Origin of the sequence: Streptomyces sp. NPDC088812 (assembly GCF_044750285.1) — a bacterium.
GTDB lineage: Bacteria > Actinomycetota > Actinomycetes > Streptomycetales > Streptomycetaceae > Streptomyces.
On record NZ_JBIVJP010000036.1, the window covers coordinates 36,589 to 57,540 of the forward strand.

Genomic DNA, 20,952 nt, shown 5'->3' on the forward strand with positions numbered 1-20,952 from the left:
GGGCCGGCGGGGTGTCACAAGTCCCGCCGCTGTTCGGTCAACTGTTCAGACACGGACACGGCAGCCAGTTCCGCAGCACATCATAAAATATGCATGTGTCGTACCAGTTTGGAGTCGGTATGCTCTCCAGCCAGTCGGCGCAGGTCGTCCGCGCCACCCTCCCCGCCGTAGGAGCCTCCCTCAGCACCATCACCGAGCTGTTCTACCGCCGCATGTTCGAGGAACGGCCCGAGTTGCTGCGCGGCCTGTTCAACCGCGCGAACCAGGCCAGCGGTGCCCAGCGCGAGGCTCTCGCCGGCGCGGTCGCCGCCTTCGCGACAGCGCTCGTGGAACACCCGGACGAGCGACCCGACGCGGTGCTGGGCCGCATCGCGAACAAGCACGCCTCGCTGGGCATCACCTCGGACCAGTACACGCTGGTCGCCCGGCACCTCCTCGGCGCCGTCGCGGAGGTCCTCGGTGACGCGGTGACCCCGGCGGTGGCGGCCGCCTGGGACGAGGTCTACTGGCTCATGGCCAACGCCCTCATCGCCATGGAGGCGCGTCTGTACGCCCAGGCCCAGGTCGAGGACGGCGCCATCTGGCGGACGATGGAGATCGCCGAACGCCATGAGGAGACCCCGGACGCCGTCTCCTTCGTCCTGCGCCACACCTACGGGTCGCCCACCGAACCGTTCGTCCCCGGCCAGTACGTCAGCGTCCAGGCCCAACTCCCCGACGGTGCCTACCAGATACGGCAGTACAGCCTCTCCACGGCTCCCGGCCGCAAGACCTGGCGCATCACTGTCAAGCGAGAGCGCTCCGCCGACGGCCGTGTGCCCGAGGGAGAGGTCTCCTCCTGGCTGCACGCGCACGCCCGTCCCGGTGACACTCTGAAGGTCTCCCTGCCCTTCGGCGACCTGCTGCTGCCCGAGGGCGACAGCCCGCTCCTGCTCGCCTCGGCGGGCATCGGTGTCACCCCCATGCTGGCCATGCTGGAGCACCTGGCCACCGTCTCACCCGACCGCCCGGTGACCGTCGTCCACGCCGACCGCTCGCCCGTTCACCATGCCCACCGGCTCGAACTCTCCGAACTCGTCGGACAGCTCCCCAACGCCTCGCTGCACGTGTGGTACGAGGACACCGACCACCCGGACGCCGCCGGTGACCACGTCAACGAGGGCTGGGCCGACATCACCCGGCTCTCACCGGACCCCGGCACCACGGCGTTCCTGTGCGGTCCGCTGATCTTCATGAAAGCCGTCCGCACCGACCTGCTCGCCCACGGACTCAGTCCCAGAGACATCCACTACGAAGTGTTCGGCCCCGACCTGTGGCTCAGCAAGTAGCTGCCGGGAAACTCACGCCGCTCCTGGTAGGACTCCGTCGAGTCTGTCTCGTGTCTCCATGACCTCCGTCGCCCGTGCGGCCGGCGTCGGCGACGCCACCCGCAGCCCCGCCGCACCCGGCGCTCTACCACGCCATGGTCCGCCTCATCCGCTCACGCCCTGCCCGACCCCAGGCGCCCCGCCCGTGCGCGGGGGCCGGGGCAGGGCGTGCCGGCGAACGGGTCAGATCAGTTCCAGTCCTCCGTCGACGGTGACCACCTGACCGGTCGCGTGACGTCCGGCGGGTTCGGCCAGACGCAGGATCCAGTGCGCCACCTCGTCCGCGGAGGCGATGTGATGCGTGGGGATGCGTTCACGCTCGTAGGCGTACATGTCGTTGGCCGCCTCCGGGCTGAGACCGGCGTGAAGCATGACGTCCGTGCGGGTCGGTCCGGGGGCGACGGCGTTGACGCGGACCCCTTCGGCGGCGAGTTCGAGGGCCCAGCTCCGCGTCATCTGCTCGATGGCCGCCTTGGTCGCCGAGTAGTGGGCGCCGCCGGCCATCGGGCGATGGCCGTAGGTGCTGGAGAGATTGATGATCGTGCCCGACGTCCTGCGCAGGTGCGGCAGGGCCTCGTGGGCCAGCAGACTCGGAGCGACGACATTGAGTGCCAGGAGGTCGAGGACGGCCTGCTTCTCGGTCTCCTCGAGCGGCATCACCGCTGTGGCACCGGCGTTGTTGACCAGGTGATCGATCCGTCCCCACTGTCGCACAGCGTGGGAGACGATCTCGGCGGGTGCACCGTCGTCGCAGACATCGATGGCGAGGACCTCGATGTTGTGGTGGGCCGCGGCGGTTTCCTTCAGGGGTTCCGCACGGCGGCCGACTCCGAGCACATGCGCGCCGGCCTCGGCGAAGGCGATGGCCGTCGCCCGGCCGATACCGGAACCCGCACCGGTGACGATGGCGACATGACCGGAGAATCCCCGGTCGGTGGTGATGGCAGTCACGTGACATCCTTCGTTCGACGTTCACCGTCCACAGAACGTGGGGTGACGTCCTACTGTCCGGCCGGGAATGCGGGCTGTGACAGGCCACCGCATGTGATGAGTCACAGTCGATGAGACGTGAGCACGTGAGGACGAGCGCGGATGTCACAGGACCGACGCGGCTCCTGTCCTACGTGCAGTAACGGTCCCCGACGGAAGGGACGCCCATGAGAGTCGTCGTAGCAGGAGCCACCGGTCCGAACGGTTCGAGGACGGCGCCGGACTGCGCGGCCACGGTGTGTGGGCCGTGCCACGTCGGCACCGTGCTCGCGCGGCAGTGAGGGGCGTCCGCATCGTGGCCGTGTGAATGCCACGGTGTGTCCGCCGGAGGCGGTTCGATGTGACACTTGTAGCATGGTCGGCGACACAGTTAGAAGGGACCGTTCCATGCCCGCCGGCGCCCCTCACGACCCCCTCGCCCGAGCGACGAAGGACTTCATCGCCGCGCGTCCGCAGCTCTTCGGCATCGCGTACCGCATCCTGGGCAGCGCCGCGGAAGCCGAGGACGTGGTGCAGGAGACCTGGCTGCGGTGGCAGAACACCGACCGGGCGGCCGTGCACGAGCCAGCCGCCTTCCTGACCACGGTGACCACCCGCCTGGCGATCAATCTGGCCCAGTCGGCACGCGTACGCCGGGAGACCTACGTCGGTCCCTGGCTCCCGGAGCCGGTCGACACCAGACAGGATCCGCAGCTGGGCGCGGAGCGGGCCGAGGCCCTGGAGCTGGCGGTGCTGCTGCTCCTGGAGAAGCTGAACCCCGTGGAGCGCGCCGCCTACGTGCTGCGGGAGGCCTTCGACTATCCCTACGGGCGGGTAGCCGAGATCCTGGAGACGAACGAGGCCAACGCCCGTCAGCTGGTGAGCCGGGCCCGCAAGCACCTGGCCGCCGAACGCCGCGAGCGGGTCAGCCCGGCGGCCCACCGGCGCCTGCTGAAGGTCTTCCTCTCCGCGGCGCGGACGGGCGACCTCTCGGTGCTGGAGGACGTGCTGACCGCGGATGTCGTCAGCTACTCGGACGGGGGCGGAATCCGCAGCGCGTCCAAGATCCCGGTCGTCGGACGTGCCCGCGTGTCCCGGTACCTCGCGGCCTTCGCGCCGCGCTTCTGGCCGCCGGCGGACACTCGGTGGGTCGAAGCCAACGGCCGGCCGGCGGTGCTCGTGTCCTCCGCCGGGAGCGCTGTGGCCCTGCTGTGCGTCGATGTGTCCACGGAGGGCATCGACCGGATCATGTGGGTGATGAACCCGGACAAGCTGTCTCCCTATGTCGCCTCTCTCGACAACTGACCCACTGTCGAGTGTTCTTCGGCCGGCACCGGGTAGGCGTCACAGACAAGGTGACTCGTCGGTCATCCGGTAGGCGGGACCCCTCGTCCTCGCACATCAAAAGACAGACAGCGTGACGCTTCGTCGTCACGGAACTCTGCAACTTACAGTGACAGCATCGGAGTCATGCCGTGACCGAGCGGATTCAGTTGCCCACCCTGTCGACCGGGAAGGACTTCAACGGGGACTCGTTCTCGCCCATCTACACCACGACGGTGACCGTCAGCGGTGGTGTGGCCGCGCACGGGCGGGCCTCCGGACGGGCACGGTCGGCCGACGGCCTCCTGGACCTCGATCTGCGCATGCCTTCCGAGCTGGGCGGTGACGGCCAGGGCACCAACCCCGAGCAGTTGTTCGCCGCCGGTTTCGCCGCATGCTTCCACGGAGCGCTGAGCCTGGTGGCGCGGCACGAGGCGCTCGACCCGGACCTCATCTCGGTCGCGGCGACCGTGGGCTTCGGACGGGACCCGGGGAACGGCGGGTATCTGCTGCGCGTCGATCTGGTGGTGACGTGGCCCGGTGTCGCAGCGGAGGTGGCCACCCCCCTGATGGAGAAGGCCAACTCCCTGTGCCCCTACGCGCGGATGGCGTGGAAGGGCACACCGACGACCGTCACACTCTCCTCCTGAGGGTCTGTCCCGGTCAGAGCGGGAACCACAGGTCGGCATCGGCGGCCTCCTCCTTGCCGACGGTGAACACGGATATCTCCTTCTTGGGGAGGCTCTGCGGAGGCAGGGCGACGACCAGGGGATGATCGCCCCGCGGAGCGTGCGGTGCGGGCTCCGCGGGGGCGGCGGGCTCGAAGTACTCCGCGTTGACGGACGCGTAGTGTGCCCAGTGCCGCGGCAGTTCGTCCTCGGGGAAGATGGCCTCGACGGGGCAGACGGGCTCGCAGGCGTGGCAGTCGACGCACTCCGAGGGGTTGATGTACAGGGTGCGCACGCCCTCGTAGATGCAGTCCACCGGGCATTCGGTCACACACGCGCGGTCCTTGATGTCGACACAGGGCTGCGCAATGACGTACGTCATCCTCTCCTCCTCGCCGTGGCAGACGTCCCGGAAGCTGTTCGCAAGAGCAGTCCGGCTCGTCCATATGACCGCGCGGGCCGCGGAAGTGTGACGGCAGGCCCACCGTTCTCAGCTGTCGACATGCTGTCGATGTGCCCCTGTCCACACCATGTGACCGATGGCGGAGCAGCGTACGGGGACGTGCTGCGGGGAGGGCGTCACGAACGGGGCCGGTAGGACCGTTGACGGAATGGGTATGCGCGACCCGGGCCCGCTCGGGATCGGAGAGTCCGTGCCACCGCCGGTTCGCGTCGTTGATCACTCCCTGTCGCGGGGCATCCCGAGGAGAGCACGACAGCGGCGCGGGGGGGGGGGGGCCCCCCCCCCGGGGGCCCCCCCCCCCCCCCCGGGGGGGGGGGGGGGGCCCCCGGGGGGGGGGCCCCCCCCCCCCCGCGCCGCTGTCGTCAGGGCCGGCTCACCGGGCGACCGCGTCCTCGGGCTGTTCGCCGGGGCGGGGCGTGCCCTTGGAGACGAAGGCGTCCCGTGGGTGCTGGACCGACGCGAGCGAGACGACGTCGCGTCCGTAGAGGGCGGCGGTGACCCACACGGCGAACACCCGGGCCTTGCGCTCCCAGGTCGGTATGGCCAGGACGTGGTACCCACGGTGCATCAGCCAGGCCGGGAACCCTTTGACGACCAGGCGCCGGTACTGGAAGATGCCGCCGCCGAGGCCCAGCGTGGCCACCACGCCGAGGCTGTGGTGGACGTAGTCCTTGGTGGGCCGGCCGCGCAGCGCCGCCAGGATGTTCTTCGCCAGCAGCTTCCCCTGCCGTACCGCGTGCTGGGCGTTGGGGACCGTGTGCGCACCCGGGCGTCCGGACGCCAGGTCGGGCACGGCGGCGTCGTCGCCCGCGGCCCACACGTCCGCCACCGCCTCGGTGTCGGTGCCGACCCGGAGGTCGGCGCGGACGACCAGCAGTCCTCGTTCGTCGACCGGGAGATCCGTGTGGTTGCGCACGACCGGGTTGGACGCGTTGCCCGCCGCCCACACGAGCAGATCCGAGTCGTACGCCTCACCGTCGGACAACATGATGCGACCGCCGGCCGCGGAGACGAGCTGGGTGTTCAGATGCACCCGCGCACCCCGCTTCTCCAGAGAGCGCACCACCCACTCACCGGGCCCGTCGCCGACCTCGGGAAGGATGCGTCCCCTCGCCTCGATCAGATGGAAGGACAACTCCTCCGCGTCGATCTCCGGATAGTGCTTGAGCAGCGCGGTCGCCAGGGCCAGCAGCTCTCCGAAGCCCTCGACGCCGGAGAAGCCGCCGCCGACGAAGGTGACCGTCAGCAGCTTCCGGCGTTCGGGCCCGGGAGGCAGGATCGCCGCGCGGTCGAACGAGGTCAGCAGCCGGTCCCGCACGGCCACGGCCTCCTCGACGTGCTTGAGCCCGTAGGCCTGTTCGCCCACTCCCGGGATCGGGAAGCTGCGGGTGACCGCGCCCGCCGTCACCACCAGTACGTCGTAGGAGAGGTCGAAGTCCGGCCCGGTCTCCGGCCGGACCGTCACCGTGCGTTCGCTGTTGCGGATCTCCGTCACCGCGCCCGCGATCAGCCGGGTGCGACGCAGATGCCTCCGCAGTGACACCGCCGCGTGACGGGCCTCGACCGAACCGGCCAACACCTCGGGCAGGAACGGCTGGTACGTCATGTAGGGGCGAGGGTCGACCACGGTGACGCGTGCCTCACCCCGGCGCAGCTTCTTCTCCAGGCCCCACGCGGCGTAGAAACCCGCGTAACCACCGCCCACGATCAGGATCTCACGCACAGTGTCCTCTGTTCCTCTCGGCTTCTGACACCAAGACCGGGAGGAACCGCCCACTGTGACACGACAGTGGTGCGCACGACGGCGGTGTGGAGGACAGCGACGGTGTGACGGGGTCAGTCCGGGAGGGAAGGAGCCGACAGCCGCAGCCGGGCGGGCGGCGGATGCGGCAGGGTGCGGGCACCGGAGTCGCGCAGTCCGTCGAGGGCCAGCTCCAGGTAGCGCCGCCACAGCTGCGGGTCGGTGTCCAGCAGCGGGGCCGCTGTCTGGTGGATTCCGCCGAGAAGCAGCGTGATGTCGGTCCCCGTGACGTCCGGGCGGACGGCGCCCTGCTCCTTCGCCCGGGCCGTGAGGTCCTCCACGACGTCGCCGAGGCGGCCTATTGCGTCCCGTACCTCCGCCTGCTGCAACGAGGGCCGTCCGACCACATCGCAGAACGCCTGGTCGGCGGCGAGCGCCTCGACGCCCGCGGTCATGAACTCCCGCAGCGCCGCGCCCGCGTCATCGGCTCTCAACAGGCGTGTCGCCAGATCGGTGAGCCGGTCGAGCAGTTGCAGCATGATCGCCGCGAGCAGATCGTCCTTCGAGGCGAAGTGCCGGAACACGGTGCCTTTGGCGAGGCCGGCCCGCTGGGCGATCTCGCTCATCGACACATCGACCCCGCACTCGGCGAAGGCCTCGGCCGCCGCCGTGAGCAGCAGGCGCCGGTTGCGGACCATGTCGGCCCTGGGGCCGGGAGCGGGCGTCGTGTCAGTCATGCCACCTCTTTTCGCCCTGAGCCTAACACTGAAGATGACCGTGCGGTCATCTTCAGTGTTAGGCTCATCAACATGACCGACCGGTCACTTTAGCCGGGCGGTGCCCTCACCGGCCTCGGGCCCGAGCGCCCGACGGCGACAACTCTCGGAGGAGACATGAGCACCACTGTTGACAACAAGGTCGCCCTGGTCACGGGCGCATCCTCGGGCATAGGCCGGGCGACGGCACTCGCCCTGTCCAAGGCGGGCGCCCGGGTGGCCGTCGGCGCCCGCAGGGCCGACCGGCTGGCCTCCCTCGCCCGGGAGGGCTCCGGCGAGATGCTGGCCCTGGATCTGGATGTCACCGACCCCCGCTCCGTACAGGACGCCGTCGCGGCGACCGTCGAGCACTTCGGCTCAATGGACATCGTGGTGAACAACGCGGGCCTCATGCTCAGCGGGGCCATCCTCGGCGCGGACACCACGGAGTGGACGCGGATGGTCGAGACCAACCTGCTGGGGTCGATGTACACGGTGCACGCGGCGCTGCCCCATCTGCTCGCGGCCAAGGGCGCCGTGGTGCAGATCTCCTCGACTTCGGGACGCATCTCGTCGGCGGCGAGCGGTGCCTACGCGGCCACCAAGTTCGGCATCACCGCCTTCACGGAGGCGCTGCGGCAGGAGGTCACCGAGCAGGGCGTACGGGTCGTCGTCATCGAGCCGGGATTCGTCTCGACCGAACTGACCAGCCACATCACCGATCCGGTCATGCAGGCCGCGGCGAAGAACATGGCCGAGTCCATGCGAACCCTCGACCCGGACGACATCGCCGCGGCCGTCCTCTACGCGGTCACCCAGCCCGAGCACGTGGCCGTCAACGAGATCCTCATCCGTCCCACCGACCAGACCCGCTGACGGACGACGGCCCCGCATCGCGTCCGGTGTCCCGGAGGCCGGGTGATCAGGCCACCGTGCCCACCACGACGGCTGTGCACACGATCGTCATCACGGTGATCGGCATCATGGCGGTCGGTGTGCCCCTCAGCCACCGGCCGAACCGGCCGCGATGCCCGGCCTCGGCGGCGCCGACGCTGTCGGCGATGTGGTCCGTCACCGCACGGGCCACATGTCTCCGTTGCTCGACGGACCACCGCTCGACGGCGGTCCGCTGCTCATCGCCCAACCCGTCGGCTTGAGCGGTGAAGTCGGCCACGCGGCCTGCTTGTCCGGGTCCCTGTGCACTCCGTGGTCAGTGGCCGCTGCCGCGGGAGACCGGGTTGTCGGCGGATGTGTGACACGCCGGAGGTGCAGGGCGAAGTCATCGGCCCGTGCGTGTCACAGATCGGCGGGCAGCCCGGTCAGTGGGCTGTAACGAGTCCCCCTTGTGGAGAGGTCCCTTCATGGACGCGCGTATCGACTACTTCGGCAACGCCCTCGCGGGCAAGGTCATGAAGCACCTGAACTCGGCCGGCGCGGCGGTGCACTCGGCCGTCCCGGTCGCCACCCAGGAACTGGTGAAGATCCGCGCCAGCCAGATCAACGGTTGCGGCTTCTGCACCGACATGCACACCAAGGACGCCCTCGCCGCCGGTGAGGACCAGCAGCGCCTGAACCTGGTGGCCGTGTGGCACGAGGCCACGGTCTTCACCGACGCCGAGCGCGCGGCGCTGGAGCTGGCCGAGCAGGGCACGCGCCTCGCGGACGGCGCGAGCGGTGTCTCGGACGAGGCATGGGCGAACGCCTCGAAGTACTACGACGAGGACCAGCTCGCCGCGCTGATCTCACTGATCGCGATCATCAACGCGTACAACCGCATCAACGTCATGAACCGGCAGCCCGCCGGGGGCTACAAGCCCGGCATGTTCGGCTGAGACGTCAGCCACCGGACTCGCCGCATGCCAGCCGCCCGTCTCCCGGCCGTCCCCGGCCACCGGCCGGGAGACGAGCCACCGGCCGGGAGACGAGCCACCGGGAGTAGCCGCCGCCTGCCGCGGGCCGACGGCGGCCCGCGGCCGTCCGTTCACCGTCTTCGAGAACACCCGAGCGGGGTCACGGCCCCCGGACGGACGAGACCACCATGAGAGTCGTCGTCGCAGGCGCCACCGGTCTGATCGGTTCCAGGACCGTGGCCGGGCTCAGGGACCACGGAGCGGAGGTCGTACCCCGTCACCGAACTGCCGATGCGGCGGGTACGGCCGCCGGCCGGACCGGGCCGGTCGTCGCCGACCCGCGTGTCCCGTTCTTCGGCGTATCCCTCGAGGAGCGGACGCTGCTTCCCGGGCCGGACGCCCATCTGGGCCACCACACCTTCGCCCAGTGGCTCAAGCAGCGCTGACCCCCTCCGGGCGGCGGTCCGCGGCCGCCTCCTCCCCAAGTCGTGCCAGGAAGGCCCCCATGAGTGATCCGTCCCGGCCCACTGAGACCCCTGACCTCAGTGAGCTCGACCAGTTGCCCGACCGTGACCGCGAGGAGACCGCCGAGTGGCTGGCCTCCCTCGACGCCGTCGTGCGGAACGCCGGGCCGGAACGAGCGGTGTACCTGATGCGACGGGTGCACGAGTTCGCCGCGGCATCCGGGATGCCCCTGCCCGGACTGCTGTCCTCGGACTACATCAACACCGTCCCGGCCGCCGCCCAGCCTCGGTTCGACGGCGACCTGGAGCTGGAGTCCAGGATCACCGCGCTCAACCGGTGGAACGCCGCGGCGATGGTCACCCGCGGCGCCCCCTCGGGGCTGGGCGGGCACATCTCCACCTACGCCTCGGCGGCCTGGCTGTACGAGATCGGCTTCAACCACTTCTTCCGGGGCAAGCAGGGCAGCGGCTCGGGCGACCAACTGTTCCTCCAGGGGCACGCCTCCCCGGGCATCTACGCCCGGGTGTTCCTCGAAGGCCGCCTGGGCCCACAGCAGTTGGACTCCTTCCGCAGGGAGGCCGGCGGTCACGGCCTGCCGTCCTATCCGCACCCCCGGCGGCTGCCCTGGCTGTGGGAATTCCCGACCGTGTCCATGGGACTCGGCCCCCTCGGCGCCATCTACCAGGCCCGCTTCAACCGCTATCTGCACGCCCGCGGCATCAAGGACACCTCCGCCTCACGGGTGTGGGCGTTCCTCGGCGACGGGGAGACGGACGAGCCGGAGTCCATGGCCGCCCTGACCCTCGCCTCCCGTGAGGGCCTGGACAACCTCACCTTCGTCGTCAACTGCAACCTGCAGCGCCTGGACGGGCCGGTACGGTCCAACTCGAAGATCGTCCAGGAGTTGGAGGCGCGCTTCCGCGGCGCGGGGTGGAACGTGGTCAAGACCCTGTGGGGCGAGGCCTGGGACCCGCTGCTGGGCCAGGACACCACCGGCGACCTGGTACGGCGGCTGGGCGAGGTGCCCGACGCACAGATGCAGACCCTCGCCGCGCGGGATGCCGCCTACATACGCAAGAACTTCTTCACCGGTGACGCCCTCTCCGTCCTCTCCGCCTCCCTGAGCGACGCCCAGGTGATCGACCTGTTCGGGAACTCACGAGGCGGACACGAGCCCTTGAAGGTGTACGCCGCCTACCGGGCCGCGGTGGAGCACCGGGGCGCGCCGACGGTGGTCCTCGCCCAGACCGTCAAGGGCCACACCCTCGGCTCGGCGTTCGAGTCCCGCAACGCCAACCACCAGATGAAGAAGCTCACGACGGCCCAGTTCCGCGAGATGCGCGACCTGCTGGAGCTGCCCATCCCGGACAGCGCGCTCGCCGGCGACCAGGTCCCCTTCTGGCATCCGGGGGAGGACGCACCCGAGGTGCGGTACCTGCGCGAGCGGCGGGCCGCGCTGGGCGGTCCCGCACCGGCGCGCGAGGTGACCGCGAAGCCGCTGCCGCAGCCGCCCGCCCCACCCTTCGAGGCGCTGGAGAAGGGCTTCGGCCGCCAGGAGGTCGCCACCACCATGGCGCTGGTCCGACTGGTCAAGGATCTGATGCGCGACAAGCGGACCGGCGCGCGCTGGGTGCCCATCGTTCCCGACGAGGCCCGTACCTTCGGCATGGAGTCGATGTTCCCCACCGCCGGCATCTACTCGCCGCAGGGCCAGAACTACGACCCGGTCGACGCGGACCAGCTCCTCCACTACAAGGAGAGCACCACCGGGCAACTCCTCATCGAGGGCATCACCGAGGCCGGTTCGGTGGCCGAGTTCACGGCCGCGGCGACCTCGTACGCCACCCACGGCGAACCGATGATCCCGTTCTACATCTTCTACGCCATGTTCGGGTTCCAGCGCACCGGCGACCAGTTCTGGGCGCTCGGCGACCAGATGGGCCGCGGCTTCGTCGTCGGCGGCACCGCCGGACGCACCACCATGACCGGTGAAGGGCTGCAGCACGGCGACGGACACTCGCACCTGCTGGCCGCCACCAACCCGGCGGCCGTCAGCTACGACCCGGCGTTCGCCTACGAGATCGCGGTGATCGTCCGTGACGGCCTGCGCCGGATGTACGGCCCGCGGCCCGAGAACGTCTTCTACTACCTCACCGTCTACAACGAACCCACACACCAGCCGCCCCTGCCGGAGACGCCGGGAGTGGAGGAGGGCATCGTCCGGGGCATCTACCGGTACCGGCCCGCCCGGCCCGCCACCACCGGACCCCGGCTCCAGCTCCTGTCCTCCGGTACGGCCGTCCACTGGGCGCTGCGTGCCCAGGAACTCCTCAGGGAGGAGTGGGACGTGCACGCCGACGTGTGGTCGGTGACGTCCTGGACGGAACTTCGCCGCGACGCCATGCGCGCCGACGACGCCCGGACCCGCGGGGAGGAGCGCTCCCCGTACGTCACCGAGGCCCTGGCCGGTGCCCCGGGCCCGGTGCTCGCCGTCAGCGACTGGATGCGCCAGGTTCCCGACCAGATCAGCCAGTGGATCGAGCAGGACTACTACTCCCTGGGCACCGACGGCTTCGGACTGTCCGACACCCGTGAGGCCGTACGCCGCTACTTCCGCGTCGACGCCGAGTCGATCGTGGTGACCGCTCTGGACCGCCTGGCCCGCGCCGGACAGGTCCCGCCGGAGACCGTCGCCCGGGCCCGCGCGCGCTACGGCCTCGACCGGTGAGAGCCCGCCGGTGCGGGCCAGGTTGACCACACGCCCCCACCCGCGTCGCCGCATCTCCGGGGCGCACCGCCGCGTCAGGGCCAAGACACTGCGCAGATTGGTCGCCATCAGGGCGTCCCACTCGTCGAGTCCGGTGTCCCACACGGAACCCGAGACGGTGCGGGCGGCGTTGCCGACCAGGATGTCGGGCGAGTGCCAGGTGTCGGTGGCCGCGCGCACGGCCGCCGCCGGCGCCTCGTCGTCGGCGACGAAGGGCACGGCCGTGCCGTCGCCGGAGTCCAGTCGGCGGGCGAGGCGGGTCACGGCGTCGGCGTCGCGGTCGAGCAGGGCGATCCTCATTCCCCGCCCGCGCCGGCGGTGTCGAGCAGCAGGCTCACGGCCCGGTGGGCACACCGTGCGGAGTGGGGGGCGTCCATGCGCAGCCGGGCCCGGTCGGCGAGCGCGGGGCGGCGGCCGGCCCGGGCCTGCGTGTCCACCTCGTCGGCGGCGCGCCTCAGGTGGAGGCGGGCGGTGTCGACGAGTACGGCGGCCTCCGCCACGTTCGCCTGGTGCGACGGGGCCTCGGCCACCACGGGGTACAACGGTGAGGCCGTCCTCTTCCCGCCCGCCGCAGCGCTGACCACCCGGTCCAGGGTGGCCGCCGCGACGCCCACGACGGTCGCCACCAGCGGCAGATTGATGGACAGGTGGAAGACGACGCGCGGTTCGTCGGGATGGCGGCGCCGGTAGGACCGTCCGCCAGGTCCGTCAGGGAGATGACGCGCGAGTCCGGCACGAAGAAGCCGTCCGTCACGACCGCGTCGCCGGCGGTGCCCCGCATCCCGGCCATGTGCCACACGTCCTCGACGGTCAGCGCGGAGGTGGGTACGAGGGCCATGCCGCGCCGCGGGTCACCGTCCGAGCCCTCGGTCCAGGTGAAGCCGAGCAGGTTTCAGGGCGCGTGGTGAACACCGGAGATCCACGGCCAGCGGCCGCTCAGGACCCAGCCGCCGTCCGTACGGCGCGCGGTTCCCGACGGGTTGGCGGTGCCGCAGACGAAGGTGTCCGGGGTGTCCTTCCACAGGGTCGCGCGCTCGGTGTCGGGGAGCTGGGAGGCGAAGAGGTCGCCGCCGTAGGCGATGGCCACGGTCCAGGAGGCGGCGGCGCATCAGCGCGCCAGTTCCTCGCAGACCTCGACCGCCGTCCGGACGTCCGCGCCATGTCCTCCGTGGACGGCGGGGGTGCCCAGCCGGAACATGCCGGACTCGCGCAGGGCGGTCACGCTCGTGGCGGTGAGCCTGCGTGCGGCGTCCGTGTGCGCGGCCTCGCCGACCAGGAGCGGGACCAGTGACCGGGACCGACGGTCAGATCGGCGAGACTGCCGAACTGCGCGGGCAGCCACACCTGTGGAGGAGTCCCGGTCATGTCGACGTGCTCTGCTTTCGGTCCGGAAGGGCTCCGAAGCCGGAGCCACAGAACTGATGGACCGCACCGGCATGTTGTGACAGCGTGTGGGTGTGAGGACGAGCACACCCGGCACGTCCCACGCCCGCGCCCGCCGGACCGCCGCTGTCACAGGCCCGGCCGGCGTCCTGTCTTGCTGAGCATGCACCTCGTCACAGTGATCGCACCGAAAGCCCGGACCCGGCCGGACTCCTACGCCGTCACCGCGGAGTTCTACGACATCCTCCAGGCAGGCGAGGACGAGACACTGGTCCGTTGCCTCTACGGTCCCGCGGTCGGCGAAGCCCGTCTGGGCGTGCTGGACATCGGGGCCGGAACGGGACGGGTCACGTTGATGAGCCTGTCGGAGTCCCGGGTCGGCGTACACGCGGTCGAGCCCTCGCGTGCCATGCGCGCCCCGTTGATGACCCGTCTCGCCGCGCTGCCGGCGGCGCTGCGGGAGCGGGTGACGGTACATCCGCACCCGTTGGACGAAGCGGCCCTGCACGGGGTCGCGGACGTGGCCGTCTGCCACAACACGGTCGCCTGCCTCCCGCCGGCCGCGCGGCGCGCGCTCTGGCCGGCGATCGCCGCGGCCCTCACCCCCGGTGGCACACTGCTCCTCCATCTGCCGCCCGCCCGTCTTCCCGTGCGGGACGTCGTGCGCGTCTTCCCCGAGCGCCGGATCGGCCGGCACGCATACGGCGGGCGCATGGTGATGTCGGCGGTCGGGGACCGTATCCGCACCCGCGTCGACTACCGGGTCCGGGCCCGGGAGGGTGTGCTGCGGGAACACACCGAGACGTTCTGGATGTGGCCGGCCTCGCGCTCCGAACTCGTCCGCGATCTGGAACGGCACGGGTTCACCCCGCTGTCCCGGCCGACCGATGCGGCCGTCCTCGCGATGACCCGCGATGTCACAACCAGGGCTTCGACGCGGTCTGGTGAGAGACAGCGTCACACGGCTCGTCCGGTGTGACCGACCAGGACGGAGGACATCATGCCGCGTGACCGTACGTTCGTGATCGTCGGAGGCGGCCTGGCCGCCGGCAAGGCCGCGGAGGAACTGCGCGAGCACGGTCACGACGGGCCGGTCCTCCTCATCGGCGACGAGCGGGAGCGGCCGTACATCCGGCCACCGCTGTCCAAGGGCTACCTGCTGGGCAAGGAGGAGCGCGAGTCGATCCACGTGCACCCCGAGGGCTGGTACCGGGAGCACGGAGTCGAACTGCTTCTGGGCACGAGCGTCACGGCCGTCGACGCGGCCGCCGGGGAGGTGACGCTCGACGACGGCCGCCGCGTGCCCTACGCCGCGCTGCTCCTGGCGACCGGATCCTCACCGCGCCGCCTGTCCGTACCGGGCTCGGAACTGGACAACGTGCTGTACCTGCGCCGCGTGGGCGACAGTGAGCGACTGAAGGCCGCTTTCACCCCGGGCGCCCGGATCGTGGTCGTCGGCGGTGGCTGGATCGGTCTGGAGACCGCCGCGGCGGCCCGGACCGCGGGGGCCGAGGTGACGGTGCTGGAGCACTCGGAGCTGCCCCTGCTGAAGGTCCTCGGACGGGAGGCGGCCGAGGTGTTCGCCGCACTGCACAAGGAGCACGGAGTCGACCTGCGCCCCCCTGGCGCGGATCGAGCGCCTCACCGGGACCGACGGGCGCGTCGACGGGGTGCTGCTCGCCGACGGCACCCGTCTGCCCGCGGACGCCGTGGTGGTGGGAGTGGGGATCACACCCAATGTCCGGCTCGCCGAGGAGGCGGGTCTGGACGTACGCAACGGCATCGTCACGGACCAGTACCTACGGACGTCGGTGGCCGGCATCCACGCCGCCGGGGACGTCGCCAACGCCTACCACCCCAGGCTCGGCCGGCATCTGCGCGTCGAGCACTGGGCCAACGCCCTGCACCAGCCGCGGACCGCCGCGCTGAGCATGCTCGGCCGGGAAGCGGCGTACGAACGGCTGCCGTACTTCTACACCGACCAGTACGACCTCGGGATGGAGTACACCGGCTACGTGGAGCCGGGCGGTTACGACCGTGTCGTCTTCCGCGGCTCGCGGGACGAGCGGCGGTTCATCGCCTTCTGGATGTCCGGGAACCGCGTCCTCGCGGGAATGAGCGTCAACGTGTGGGACGTCATCGACCCCGTCCGTTCCCTCATCGATTCCCGGACCGAGACGGACGACTCGGTCCTGCGCGATCCCGACGTCCCGCTGGAGTCCCTGGTGTCCTGAAGGCCGCGCCGGGGCCGCCGCGTCCCGCCCGTCGTGCGCTGTCACAACTCCCCGGGCTGCTCGGTCAGTGCGGTAGCGTGCCCGGGCGCCGACGCTCGGGCACGGTCCCCACGCCCCCCTCTCCGGCCGAAGCAAGGACGTCAGATGACCCACGATCACCACGAGCCCTTCGACACCGCCGCCGCCGGCGTCACCCTGGCGGCGGAGGCCGCCGTGCTGGAGGCGCGTGCGCACCTGCTCCGGGAAGCCATCGACACCGTCGACGCACGCATGCGGGAGACCTCGGAGAAGCTGTGCCGGCTACGCCTGTCATGTCCCGCCCCAGCGGCGGAGGAGGCCCAGCGCCAGGACGGCGGCGACCGGCGTGCGGACCTTCCGTTCCCCGGAGAACACCTGCGGACAGCCCGGTACGTCCGCGGCGACGAGTATGCTTCCGCCCAGGATGTCCGAGGCGATCGTGCCGGTGTCCGAACCACGCGGCACCACAGGTGAGCTCGTCCGGCGCCGCACGGAGGGTGAGGGTGAGAGGAAGACATGGCCCCGGCGACTCGCGCGGCGCACGACATCGAGATCACCGCTGAGAGCCTTCAGGAGGATCTGGCCCGGCTGGAACTCCAGAAGCGCGCGCTGGAGAGGGAGCTGGCAGCCGTCGTCGCCCACCTCGACTCCGTGCAGCGGGCGTTGAGTGCCCTCACGGTGGTGATGACGGAAGCGGCGGCCGCGTCCTCCCCCGCCGAGACCCCTTCCGCCCCCGCGGGGACCGGTGCGGGCGGCGCCGGTACCGAAGCGGTCGCGGCCACCGAAGTCGCCGCCCCGTGAAGGAGGAGACCCGGGCACGACGGCGGTCGGGGCCGGGGAAGCGGCAGGCGGCGAAGAAGCCGGCCGCTCGCCCGCGGGCCGGGAAGCAGCAGGGCGACTACGGCAGGCTCACCGAACAGATCCTGGACTACTTCGCGCGGACCGACGGCGGCGACGTGCGCGCCCGCCAGGTCGCGGCGGCGCTCGGACGCGACACCGACAGCGGCAGCATCAACGCCGTCCGCAGCACACTCGACCGGATCGTCGGCAGTTCCCGCGTCGAACGGACCGGTCGCGGCCTCTACCGCGCGAAGTCCTGACCGTGACCCGCGGCATCCGGCTGGAACCGTCTGCCCTCAGCTGCCGCCCAGCGCTTCGCGGAGCTTGGTGCGCGAAGCGACATCGAGCTTGGTGAACACCTTGCGCAGATGCCATTCGACGGTGCGTGGGCTGATGAACAGCTCGGCGCCGATCTCCGAGTTCGTCCTGCCCTCGGCGGCCAGTCGGGCGATGTGGGCTTCCTGCGCGGTGAGGGCCTCGTGCACATCGGCCTCGTGGCGCCGCACGGACTCGCCGAGCGCGGCGAGTTCGCGGCGCGCTCGCTCCGCGTAGGCGCTCGCTCCGAAACCGTGCAGCATGTCGAACGCCGTACGCAGGTGTTCACGTGCCTCGACGCGGCGGTTCTCGCCGCGAAGCCATTCGCCGTACACCAGGTGGGTGCGCGCGAGATGGACGGTCACCCGGCTGCCTCCGAGGTGTCTGATGGCCTCCCGGTACAGCCGGTCGGCCGCCCGGCCGTCGCTCAGCAGCGCCCGGGACCGGGCCAGGACGCCGAGGGCCCACTCCGTGCCGCTCGCGGCGGCCCGCTCCTCCAGCCGGACCAGCGCCGCCGCGGCCGCTTCCGGGGCGTCATCGCGGACACCGGCCTCGACGAGTTCCATGAGAGAGAACCCGACGACCGCCAAGTCGTCGTACGCGGACCCCAGTTCGGCGCTGGCGAGGGCGTCCCCGTACCGGCCGAGACCGTTGTACAGCACCGCGAGCAGATAGTGGGCCAGGCCGATCGCCCGGCCCTCTCCCCAGGTGGACGCGTCCCGGGCGCCGCCCTGGATCAGCTCCGCCGCCCGGACGCCGTCGCCACGCCAGGCCGTGAGCAGCAGCGGGGCGTATCCGAGGGGCGAGTTGCCCGTGACCTCGGTGAGGTTGCCGGACTCGTTGATCAGCTCGGCGGCCCGGTCGAACTCTCCCGCGTGCACATGGACGGCGGCGCGGTAGGAGAGGGCCAGCGGGAGGAAGTTGAGCGCGCCGCTCTCGCGGGCCGCCCGGACGGCGTGCGTGGTCAGTGTGTGCCACGTTTCGTCGTCCCACATCTCGCCGGCGGCCAGCCATGTCAGCCAGAGCCAGCGCACGGTGTCGTCGCCGTCGTACTCGGCGGCCTGCCGGAACGCCAGCAGGGCCGGCCGCAGCAGCGACGCGCCTGCGGCGTGGCTCTCGGCGAACCAGGCGGCCAGGCCGTCGAGGAGCAGGTCCGCCGGCCGGGGCGGTCGCGGTCCGGGCGGTGCCGCGACGGCGGCCTCGGCCGCCTCCCGCACCCCGACCCGTCCGCTGAGGCGACCGCCGAAGACCGCCGATCCGATGGCTTCCAGGTACGTCTCACGCGCTTGGCCCTCGTCGACGTCCTCCAGCCGGGCGGCGGCGTCGAGCAGGAGCGGCAGCGCCTCGGCGCCGCGTCTACGGGCGAAGGCGATCTGGGCGCGGAGCCGGGCCAGCCGTGCCTGCCGGGCCGTGTCCAGCGGGAGGGTCTCCGCGGCGGAGAGGAGTTCGAGCGCCACCTCCGGGGCCCCGGCCTCGAAGGAGGCCCGCGCCGCGGCAGCCGCCCGCGTTCCGCGTCTGCCCGGGTCGGGCGTCAGCTCGGCCGCGCGTCTCAGGAACGCGGCCGCCGCCGCGATACCGCCGCGGGCCTGTGCCCGGCCGGCCGAGCGCTCCAGGTCGCCGGCCACGGCCTCGTCGGGTTCGACCGCCGCGTGGGCGCGGTGCCAGGCGCGGCGGTCCGAGTCGAACTCAGGGACCGTCGCCTCGGCCAACGCGCGGTGCACGGACCGGCGTTCGCCGGGCGGGGCCGCGCGGTAGGCCGCCGAGCGCACCAGCGGATGGCGGAAGCGCACCCGCGTACCGAACTCGATCAGCCCCGCCTCCTCGGCCGCGCCCTCGGCGTCCGCGTCGATCTGGAGCTGCTCCGCGGCCCGCCGCAGCAAGGGCACGTCCCCCACCGGTTCCGCGGCGGCCGCCAGTAGCAGGCGCTGAGCCCCGTCCGGAAGCGACGCGATCCGCCGCACGAAGGTCTGCTCGATCTGGCTCGTCAGCGGCCGTGCGTCGGGACGCCCGAAGCCACCGGCCAGCTCCGCCGTGGTCAGCCCCCGGGTCAGCTCCAGCAAGGCCAGGGGGTTGCCCCGGGTCTCGGCGATGACGCGCTCCCGGACACGTTCGTCCAGCCGCCCGGGCACCACCGACTCCAGCAGCGCACGCGCATCGTCGTCGCGCAGCCCTACGACCTCGATCTCCCGCAGCGCCGCCCACGGATCGTCACCCGTCCCGTAGGCCGGGGTGCGTGCCGCGAAGACCAACGCCATGCGCTCCGCGAGCAGTCGGCGGGCGACGAAGGCCAGCGTCTGCGCGGAGACCCGGTCGAGCCACTGGGCGTCGTCCACCACGCACAGGAGCGGCCGGTCCTCCGCCGCCTCGGCCAGCAGGCTGAGTACGGCCAGACCCACCAGGAACCGGTCCGGCGCGCTCCCGTCCCGCAGGCCGAAGGCGATGGCCAGGGCGTCGTGCTGCGGGCCGGGAAGCCGGTCGATGTGGCCCAGCACCGGCATGCACAGCTGGTGCAGGCCGGCGAAGGCCAGCTCCATCTCGGACTCGACACCGGCGGCCCGGAGCACCTGGAAGCCCGACGCGCTCCGTGTCAAGTACTCCACCAGTGCGGACTTGCCGACCCCGGGCTCGCCCCGCAGGACCAGCACCTGACCGCGGCCCTCCCTGGCGTCGGCGACCACGTGGTCCAGCACCCCGCACTCGTGGCGCCGGCCCAGCAGGCCGCGCCGGGGAGCGCTGCTCGACATTCACACCACCGCAGGTCAGGGGGCCGTACGACCCTGATCGGCTCGGATCGCCCCCATCATGCACCACCGCCCACGCCCCGGCCAGTCAGTCCGTCCCCGGGGCTCCGGGAGACCGCCGACACTGTCAAATGGTCACCTGGTGTGAGGACTTGGGTACGGAGCGGTGCCCCCCGGGGGTGCGCACCCGGGGGGCCAGGGTGTGGACCAGGTGTCCCACGGGGCGCCGTAAGGGGGCCCGGCAGGCGACCGTGGAGAAACACACCGACGGATGCCGCGAGTGAACCGAGCCGAGTCCTCGCCTGTGCGCCCGACGTCCCCACAAGGCCGCCCGCCTCGCAGGCACCCACCGCAAGAACGGAGACAGCAGGCTCATGAATCCCGAACCGTCCCCCGGGGACGGCACCCTGGAGGAGGCCGTCTCCGTCTTCGTGGAGCTGCGGCCGCGCCTTTTCGGTATCGCCTACCGCATGCTGGGCAGCACGGCCGAGGCCGAGGACGTCGTCCAGGAGGTCTGGCTGCGCTGGCAGAAGACCGACCGCTCGGCGGTGGTCAGCCCCGCAGCGTTCCTGTCGAGCGCCACCACCCGCCTGGCCATCAACGTGGCCCGGTCCGCACGGGTCCGCCGCGAGACCTACATCGGTCCCTGGCTCCCCGAGCCCATCGACACCAGTCACGATCCCGAGGCCGGCGCCCAGCGTGCGGAGGCCCTGGAACTCGCCCTCCTCCTCGTCCTGGAGAAGCTGGCTCCCGCGGAGCGGGCCGCGTACGTCCTGCGCGAGGCCTTCGACTACGCCTACACGGACATCGCCGACATGTTGCACCTCAGTGTGGTCAACGTACGGAAGATCGTGAGCAGGGCCCGCAAGCACCTGCTGTCCGAGCAGCGGGAGACCGTGGACGCGGCGGAACACCGGCGGTTGCTCAAAGCGTTCGTCACCGCGGCCCGGACGGGAGACATCACGTCATTGGAAACACTGTTCACTCCCCGCGCCGTCGCCCCGTCCGACGACTTCAGCGCACGCGGTCCCGCCCCGAACCGTGCGCGCAAGG

General features: G+C 71.5%; 17 protein-coding genes and 4 pseudogenes. 12 read left to right on the plus strand and 9 right to left on the minus strand.

Going from position 1 to position 20,952, the window contains the following annotated elements:
• The first annotated feature begins 119 nt into the window (after positions 1-119).
• Positions 120-1,328: a globin domain-containing protein gene (locus tag ACIP67_RS41200; RefSeq protein ID WP_401699364.1), complete on the plus strand. Its 1,209-nt coding sequence runs from the start codon at positions 120-122 to the stop codon at positions 1,326-1,328.
• A gap of 222 nt (positions 1,329-1,550) precedes the next feature.
• Here the strand turns inward: ACIP67_RS41200 and ACIP67_RS41205 are convergent, their stop codons facing one another.
• Positions 1,551-2,318, minus strand: coding sequence for an SDR family NAD(P)-dependent oxidoreductase (locus tag ACIP67_RS41205; protein WP_401699367.1), 768 nt, complete (start codon positions 2,316-2,318; stop codon positions 1,551-1,553).
• 426 nt (positions 2,319-2,744) lie between these two features.
• Between ACIP67_RS41205 and ACIP67_RS41210 the strand changes: the two genes are divergently transcribed.
• Positions 2,745-3,641: an RNA polymerase sigma-70 factor gene (locus tag ACIP67_RS41210; RefSeq protein WP_401699370.1), complete on the plus strand. Its 897-nt coding sequence runs from the start codon at positions 2,745-2,747 to the stop codon at positions 3,639-3,641.
• Positions 3,642-3,811: 170 nt separating this feature from the next.
• Positions 3,812-4,309, plus strand: a complete 498-nt coding sequence (locus ACIP67_RS41215) for an Ohr family peroxiredoxin (RefSeq protein ID WP_401699372.1) — start codon at positions 3,812-3,814, stop codon at positions 4,307-4,309.
• Between the two features lie 13 nt (positions 4,310-4,322).
• Here ACIP67_RS41215 and fdxA read toward each other — a convergent pair whose 3' ends face one another.
• The 3 genes from fdxA to ACIP67_RS41230 form a co-directional block, all read right to left on the minus strand.
• A complete protein-coding gene (gene fdxA / locus ACIP67_RS41220) occupies positions 4,323-4,709 on the minus strand; it encodes a ferredoxin (RefSeq protein ID WP_401699374.1) in 387 nt (128 codons plus the stop codon).
• 454 nt (positions 4,710-5,163) lie between these two features.
• Positions 5,164-6,513, minus strand: coding sequence for an NAD(P)/FAD-dependent oxidoreductase (locus ACIP67_RS41225; protein ID WP_401699376.1), 1,350 nt, complete (start codon positions 6,511-6,513; stop codon positions 5,164-5,166).
• 113 nt (positions 6,514-6,626) lie between these two features.
• Positions 6,627-7,268 (minus strand): TetR/AcrR family transcriptional regulator, encoded by a 642-nt coding sequence (locus ACIP67_RS41230; RefSeq protein ID WP_401699378.1) that lies wholly within the window; start codon positions 7,266-7,268, stop codon positions 6,627-6,629.
• A gap of 156 nt (positions 7,269-7,424) precedes the next feature.
• Between ACIP67_RS41230 and ACIP67_RS41235 the strand changes: the two genes are divergently transcribed.
• Complete coding sequence (locus tag ACIP67_RS41235) at positions 7,425-8,162, plus strand: SDR family NAD(P)-dependent oxidoreductase (RefSeq protein ID WP_401699380.1); 738 nt, start codon at positions 7,425-7,427, stop codon at positions 8,160-8,162.
• A gap of 46 nt (positions 8,163-8,208) precedes the next feature.
• On the opposite strand, the gene ACIP67_RS41240 is transcribed toward ACIP67_RS41235, so the two are convergent.
• Positions 8,209-8,460, minus strand: coding sequence for a hypothetical protein (locus ACIP67_RS41240; protein ID WP_401699382.1), 252 nt, complete (start codon positions 8,458-8,460; stop codon positions 8,209-8,211).
• Positions 8,461-8,647: 187 nt separating this feature from the next.
• On the opposite strand from ACIP67_RS41240, the gene ACIP67_RS41245 reads away from it, so the two are divergent.
• The 3 genes from ACIP67_RS41245 to aceE all read left to right on the plus strand — a co-directional run bounded on the left by ACIP67_RS41245 (position 8,648) and on the right by aceE (position 12,329).
• Positions 8,648-9,118: a carboxymuconolactone decarboxylase family protein gene (locus ACIP67_RS41245; protein WP_401699384.1), complete on the plus strand. Its 471-nt coding sequence runs from the start codon at positions 8,648-8,650 to the stop codon at positions 9,116-9,118.
• Positions 9,119-9,324: 206 nt separating this feature from the next.
• A complete protein-coding gene (locus ACIP67_RS41250; protein WP_401699386.1) occupies positions 9,325-9,582 on the plus strand; it encodes a hypothetical protein in 258 nt (85 codons plus the stop codon).
• A 59-nt stretch (positions 9,583-9,641) separates the two neighbouring features.
• Complete coding sequence (gene aceE, locus ACIP67_RS41255) at positions 9,642-12,329, plus strand: pyruvate dehydrogenase (acetyl-transferring), homodimeric type (protein ID WP_401699388.1); 2,688 nt, start codon at positions 9,642-9,644, stop codon at positions 12,327-12,329.
• Between the two features lie 45 nt (positions 12,330-12,374).
• On the opposite strand, the pseudogene ACIP67_RS41260 reads toward aceE, so the two are convergent.
• The 3 genes and pseudogenes from ACIP67_RS41260 to ACIP67_RS41270 form a co-directional block, all read right to left on the minus strand.
• Positions 12,375-12,668 (minus strand): annotated as a pseudogene (locus tag ACIP67_RS41260) (SDR family oxidoreductase); the annotation flags it as partial.
• Positions 12,665-12,994 (minus strand): hypothetical protein, encoded by a 330-nt coding sequence (locus ACIP67_RS41265; RefSeq protein ID WP_401699391.1) that lies wholly within the window; start codon positions 12,992-12,994, stop codon positions 12,665-12,667. The pseudogene ACIP67_RS41260 and the gene ACIP67_RS41265, both read right to left, overlap by 4 nt.
• 266 nt (positions 12,995-13,260) lie before the next feature.
• Positions 13,261-13,455, minus strand: a complete 195-nt coding sequence (locus tag ACIP67_RS41270; protein ID WP_401699393.1) for a hypothetical protein — start codon at positions 13,453-13,455, stop codon at positions 13,261-13,263.
• A 459-nt stretch (positions 13,456-13,914) separates the two neighbouring features.
• On the opposite strand from ACIP67_RS41270, the gene ACIP67_RS41275 reads away from it, so the two are divergent.
• From ACIP67_RS41275 to ACIP67_RS41290, 4 genes and pseudogenes are all read left to right on the plus strand, one after another.
• Positions 13,915-14,730 (plus strand): class I SAM-dependent methyltransferase, encoded by an 816-nt coding sequence (locus tag ACIP67_RS41275; protein WP_401699396.1) that lies wholly within the window; start codon positions 13,915-13,917, stop codon positions 14,728-14,730.
• A gap of 21 nt (positions 14,731-14,751) precedes the next feature.
• Positions 14,752-15,985: pseudogene (locus tag ACIP67_RS41280) on the plus strand (NAD(P)/FAD-dependent oxidoreductase).
• 144 nt (positions 15,986-16,129) lie between these two features.
• Positions 16,130-16,477, plus strand: a complete 348-nt coding sequence (locus ACIP67_RS41285) for a hypothetical protein (protein WP_401699398.1) — start codon at positions 16,130-16,132, stop codon at positions 16,475-16,477.
• Positions 16,478-16,519: 42 nt separating this feature from the next.
• Positions 16,520-17,103: pseudogene (locus ACIP67_RS41290) on the plus strand (hypothetical protein).
• A 36-nt stretch (positions 17,104-17,139) separates the two neighbouring features.
• Here the strand turns inward: ACIP67_RS41290 and ACIP67_RS41295 are convergent.
• Positions 17,140-19,902 (minus strand): AAA family ATPase, encoded by a 2,763-nt coding sequence (locus ACIP67_RS41295; RefSeq protein ID WP_401699401.1) that lies wholly within the window; start codon positions 19,900-19,902, stop codon positions 17,140-17,142.
• Between the two features lie 371 nt (positions 19,903-20,273).
• Between ACIP67_RS41295 and ACIP67_RS41300 the strand changes: the two are divergent.
• Positions 20,274-20,933: pseudogene (locus ACIP67_RS41300) on the plus strand (sigma-70 family RNA polymerase sigma factor); the annotation flags it as partial.
• Positions 20,934-20,952: the final 19 nt, after the last annotated feature.

Bases quoted from the DNA above. Each gene is read 5' to 3' on its own strand.
- ACIP67_RS41285 (WP_401699398.1), top strand. From the start codon at position 16,130: ATGACCCACGATCACCACGAGCCCTTCGACACCGCCGCCGCCGGCGTC.
- ACIP67_RS41295 (WP_401699401.1), bottom strand. From the start codon at position 19,902: ATGTCGAGCAGCGCTCCCCGGCGCGGCCTGCTGGGCCGGCGCCACGAG.
- ACIP67_RS41210 (WP_401699370.1), top strand. From the start codon at position 2,745: ATGCCCGCCGGCGCCCCTCACGACCCCCTCGCCCGAGCGACGAAGGAC.
- ACIP67_RS41230 (WP_401699378.1), bottom strand. From the start codon at position 7,268: ATGACTGACACGACGCCCGCTCCCGGCCCCAGGGCCGACATGGTCCGC.
- ACIP67_RS41275 (WP_401699396.1), top strand. From the start codon at position 13,915: ATGCACCTCGTCACAGTGATCGCACCGAAAGCCCGGACCCGGCCGGAC.
- ACIP67_RS41245 (WP_401699384.1), top strand. From the start codon at position 8,648: ATGGACGCGCGTATCGACTACTTCGGCAACGCCCTCGCGGGCAAGGTC.
- ACIP67_RS41250 (WP_401699386.1), top strand. From the start codon at position 9,325: ATGAGAGTCGTCGTCGCAGGCGCCACCGGTCTGATCGGTTCCAGGACC.
- fdxA (WP_401699374.1), bottom strand. From the start codon at position 4,709: ATGACGTACGTCATTGCGCAGCCCTGTGTCGACATCAAGGACCGCGCG.
- ACIP67_RS41235 (WP_401699380.1), top strand. From the start codon at position 7,425: ATGAGCACCACTGTTGACAACAAGGTCGCCCTGGTCACGGGCGCATCC.
- aceE (WP_401699388.1), top strand. From the start codon at position 9,642: ATGAGTGATCCGTCCCGGCCCACTGAGACCCCTGACCTCAGTGAGCTC.
- ACIP67_RS41200 (WP_401699364.1), top strand. From the start codon at position 120: ATGCTCTCCAGCCAGTCGGCGCAGGTCGTCCGCGCCACCCTCCCCGCC.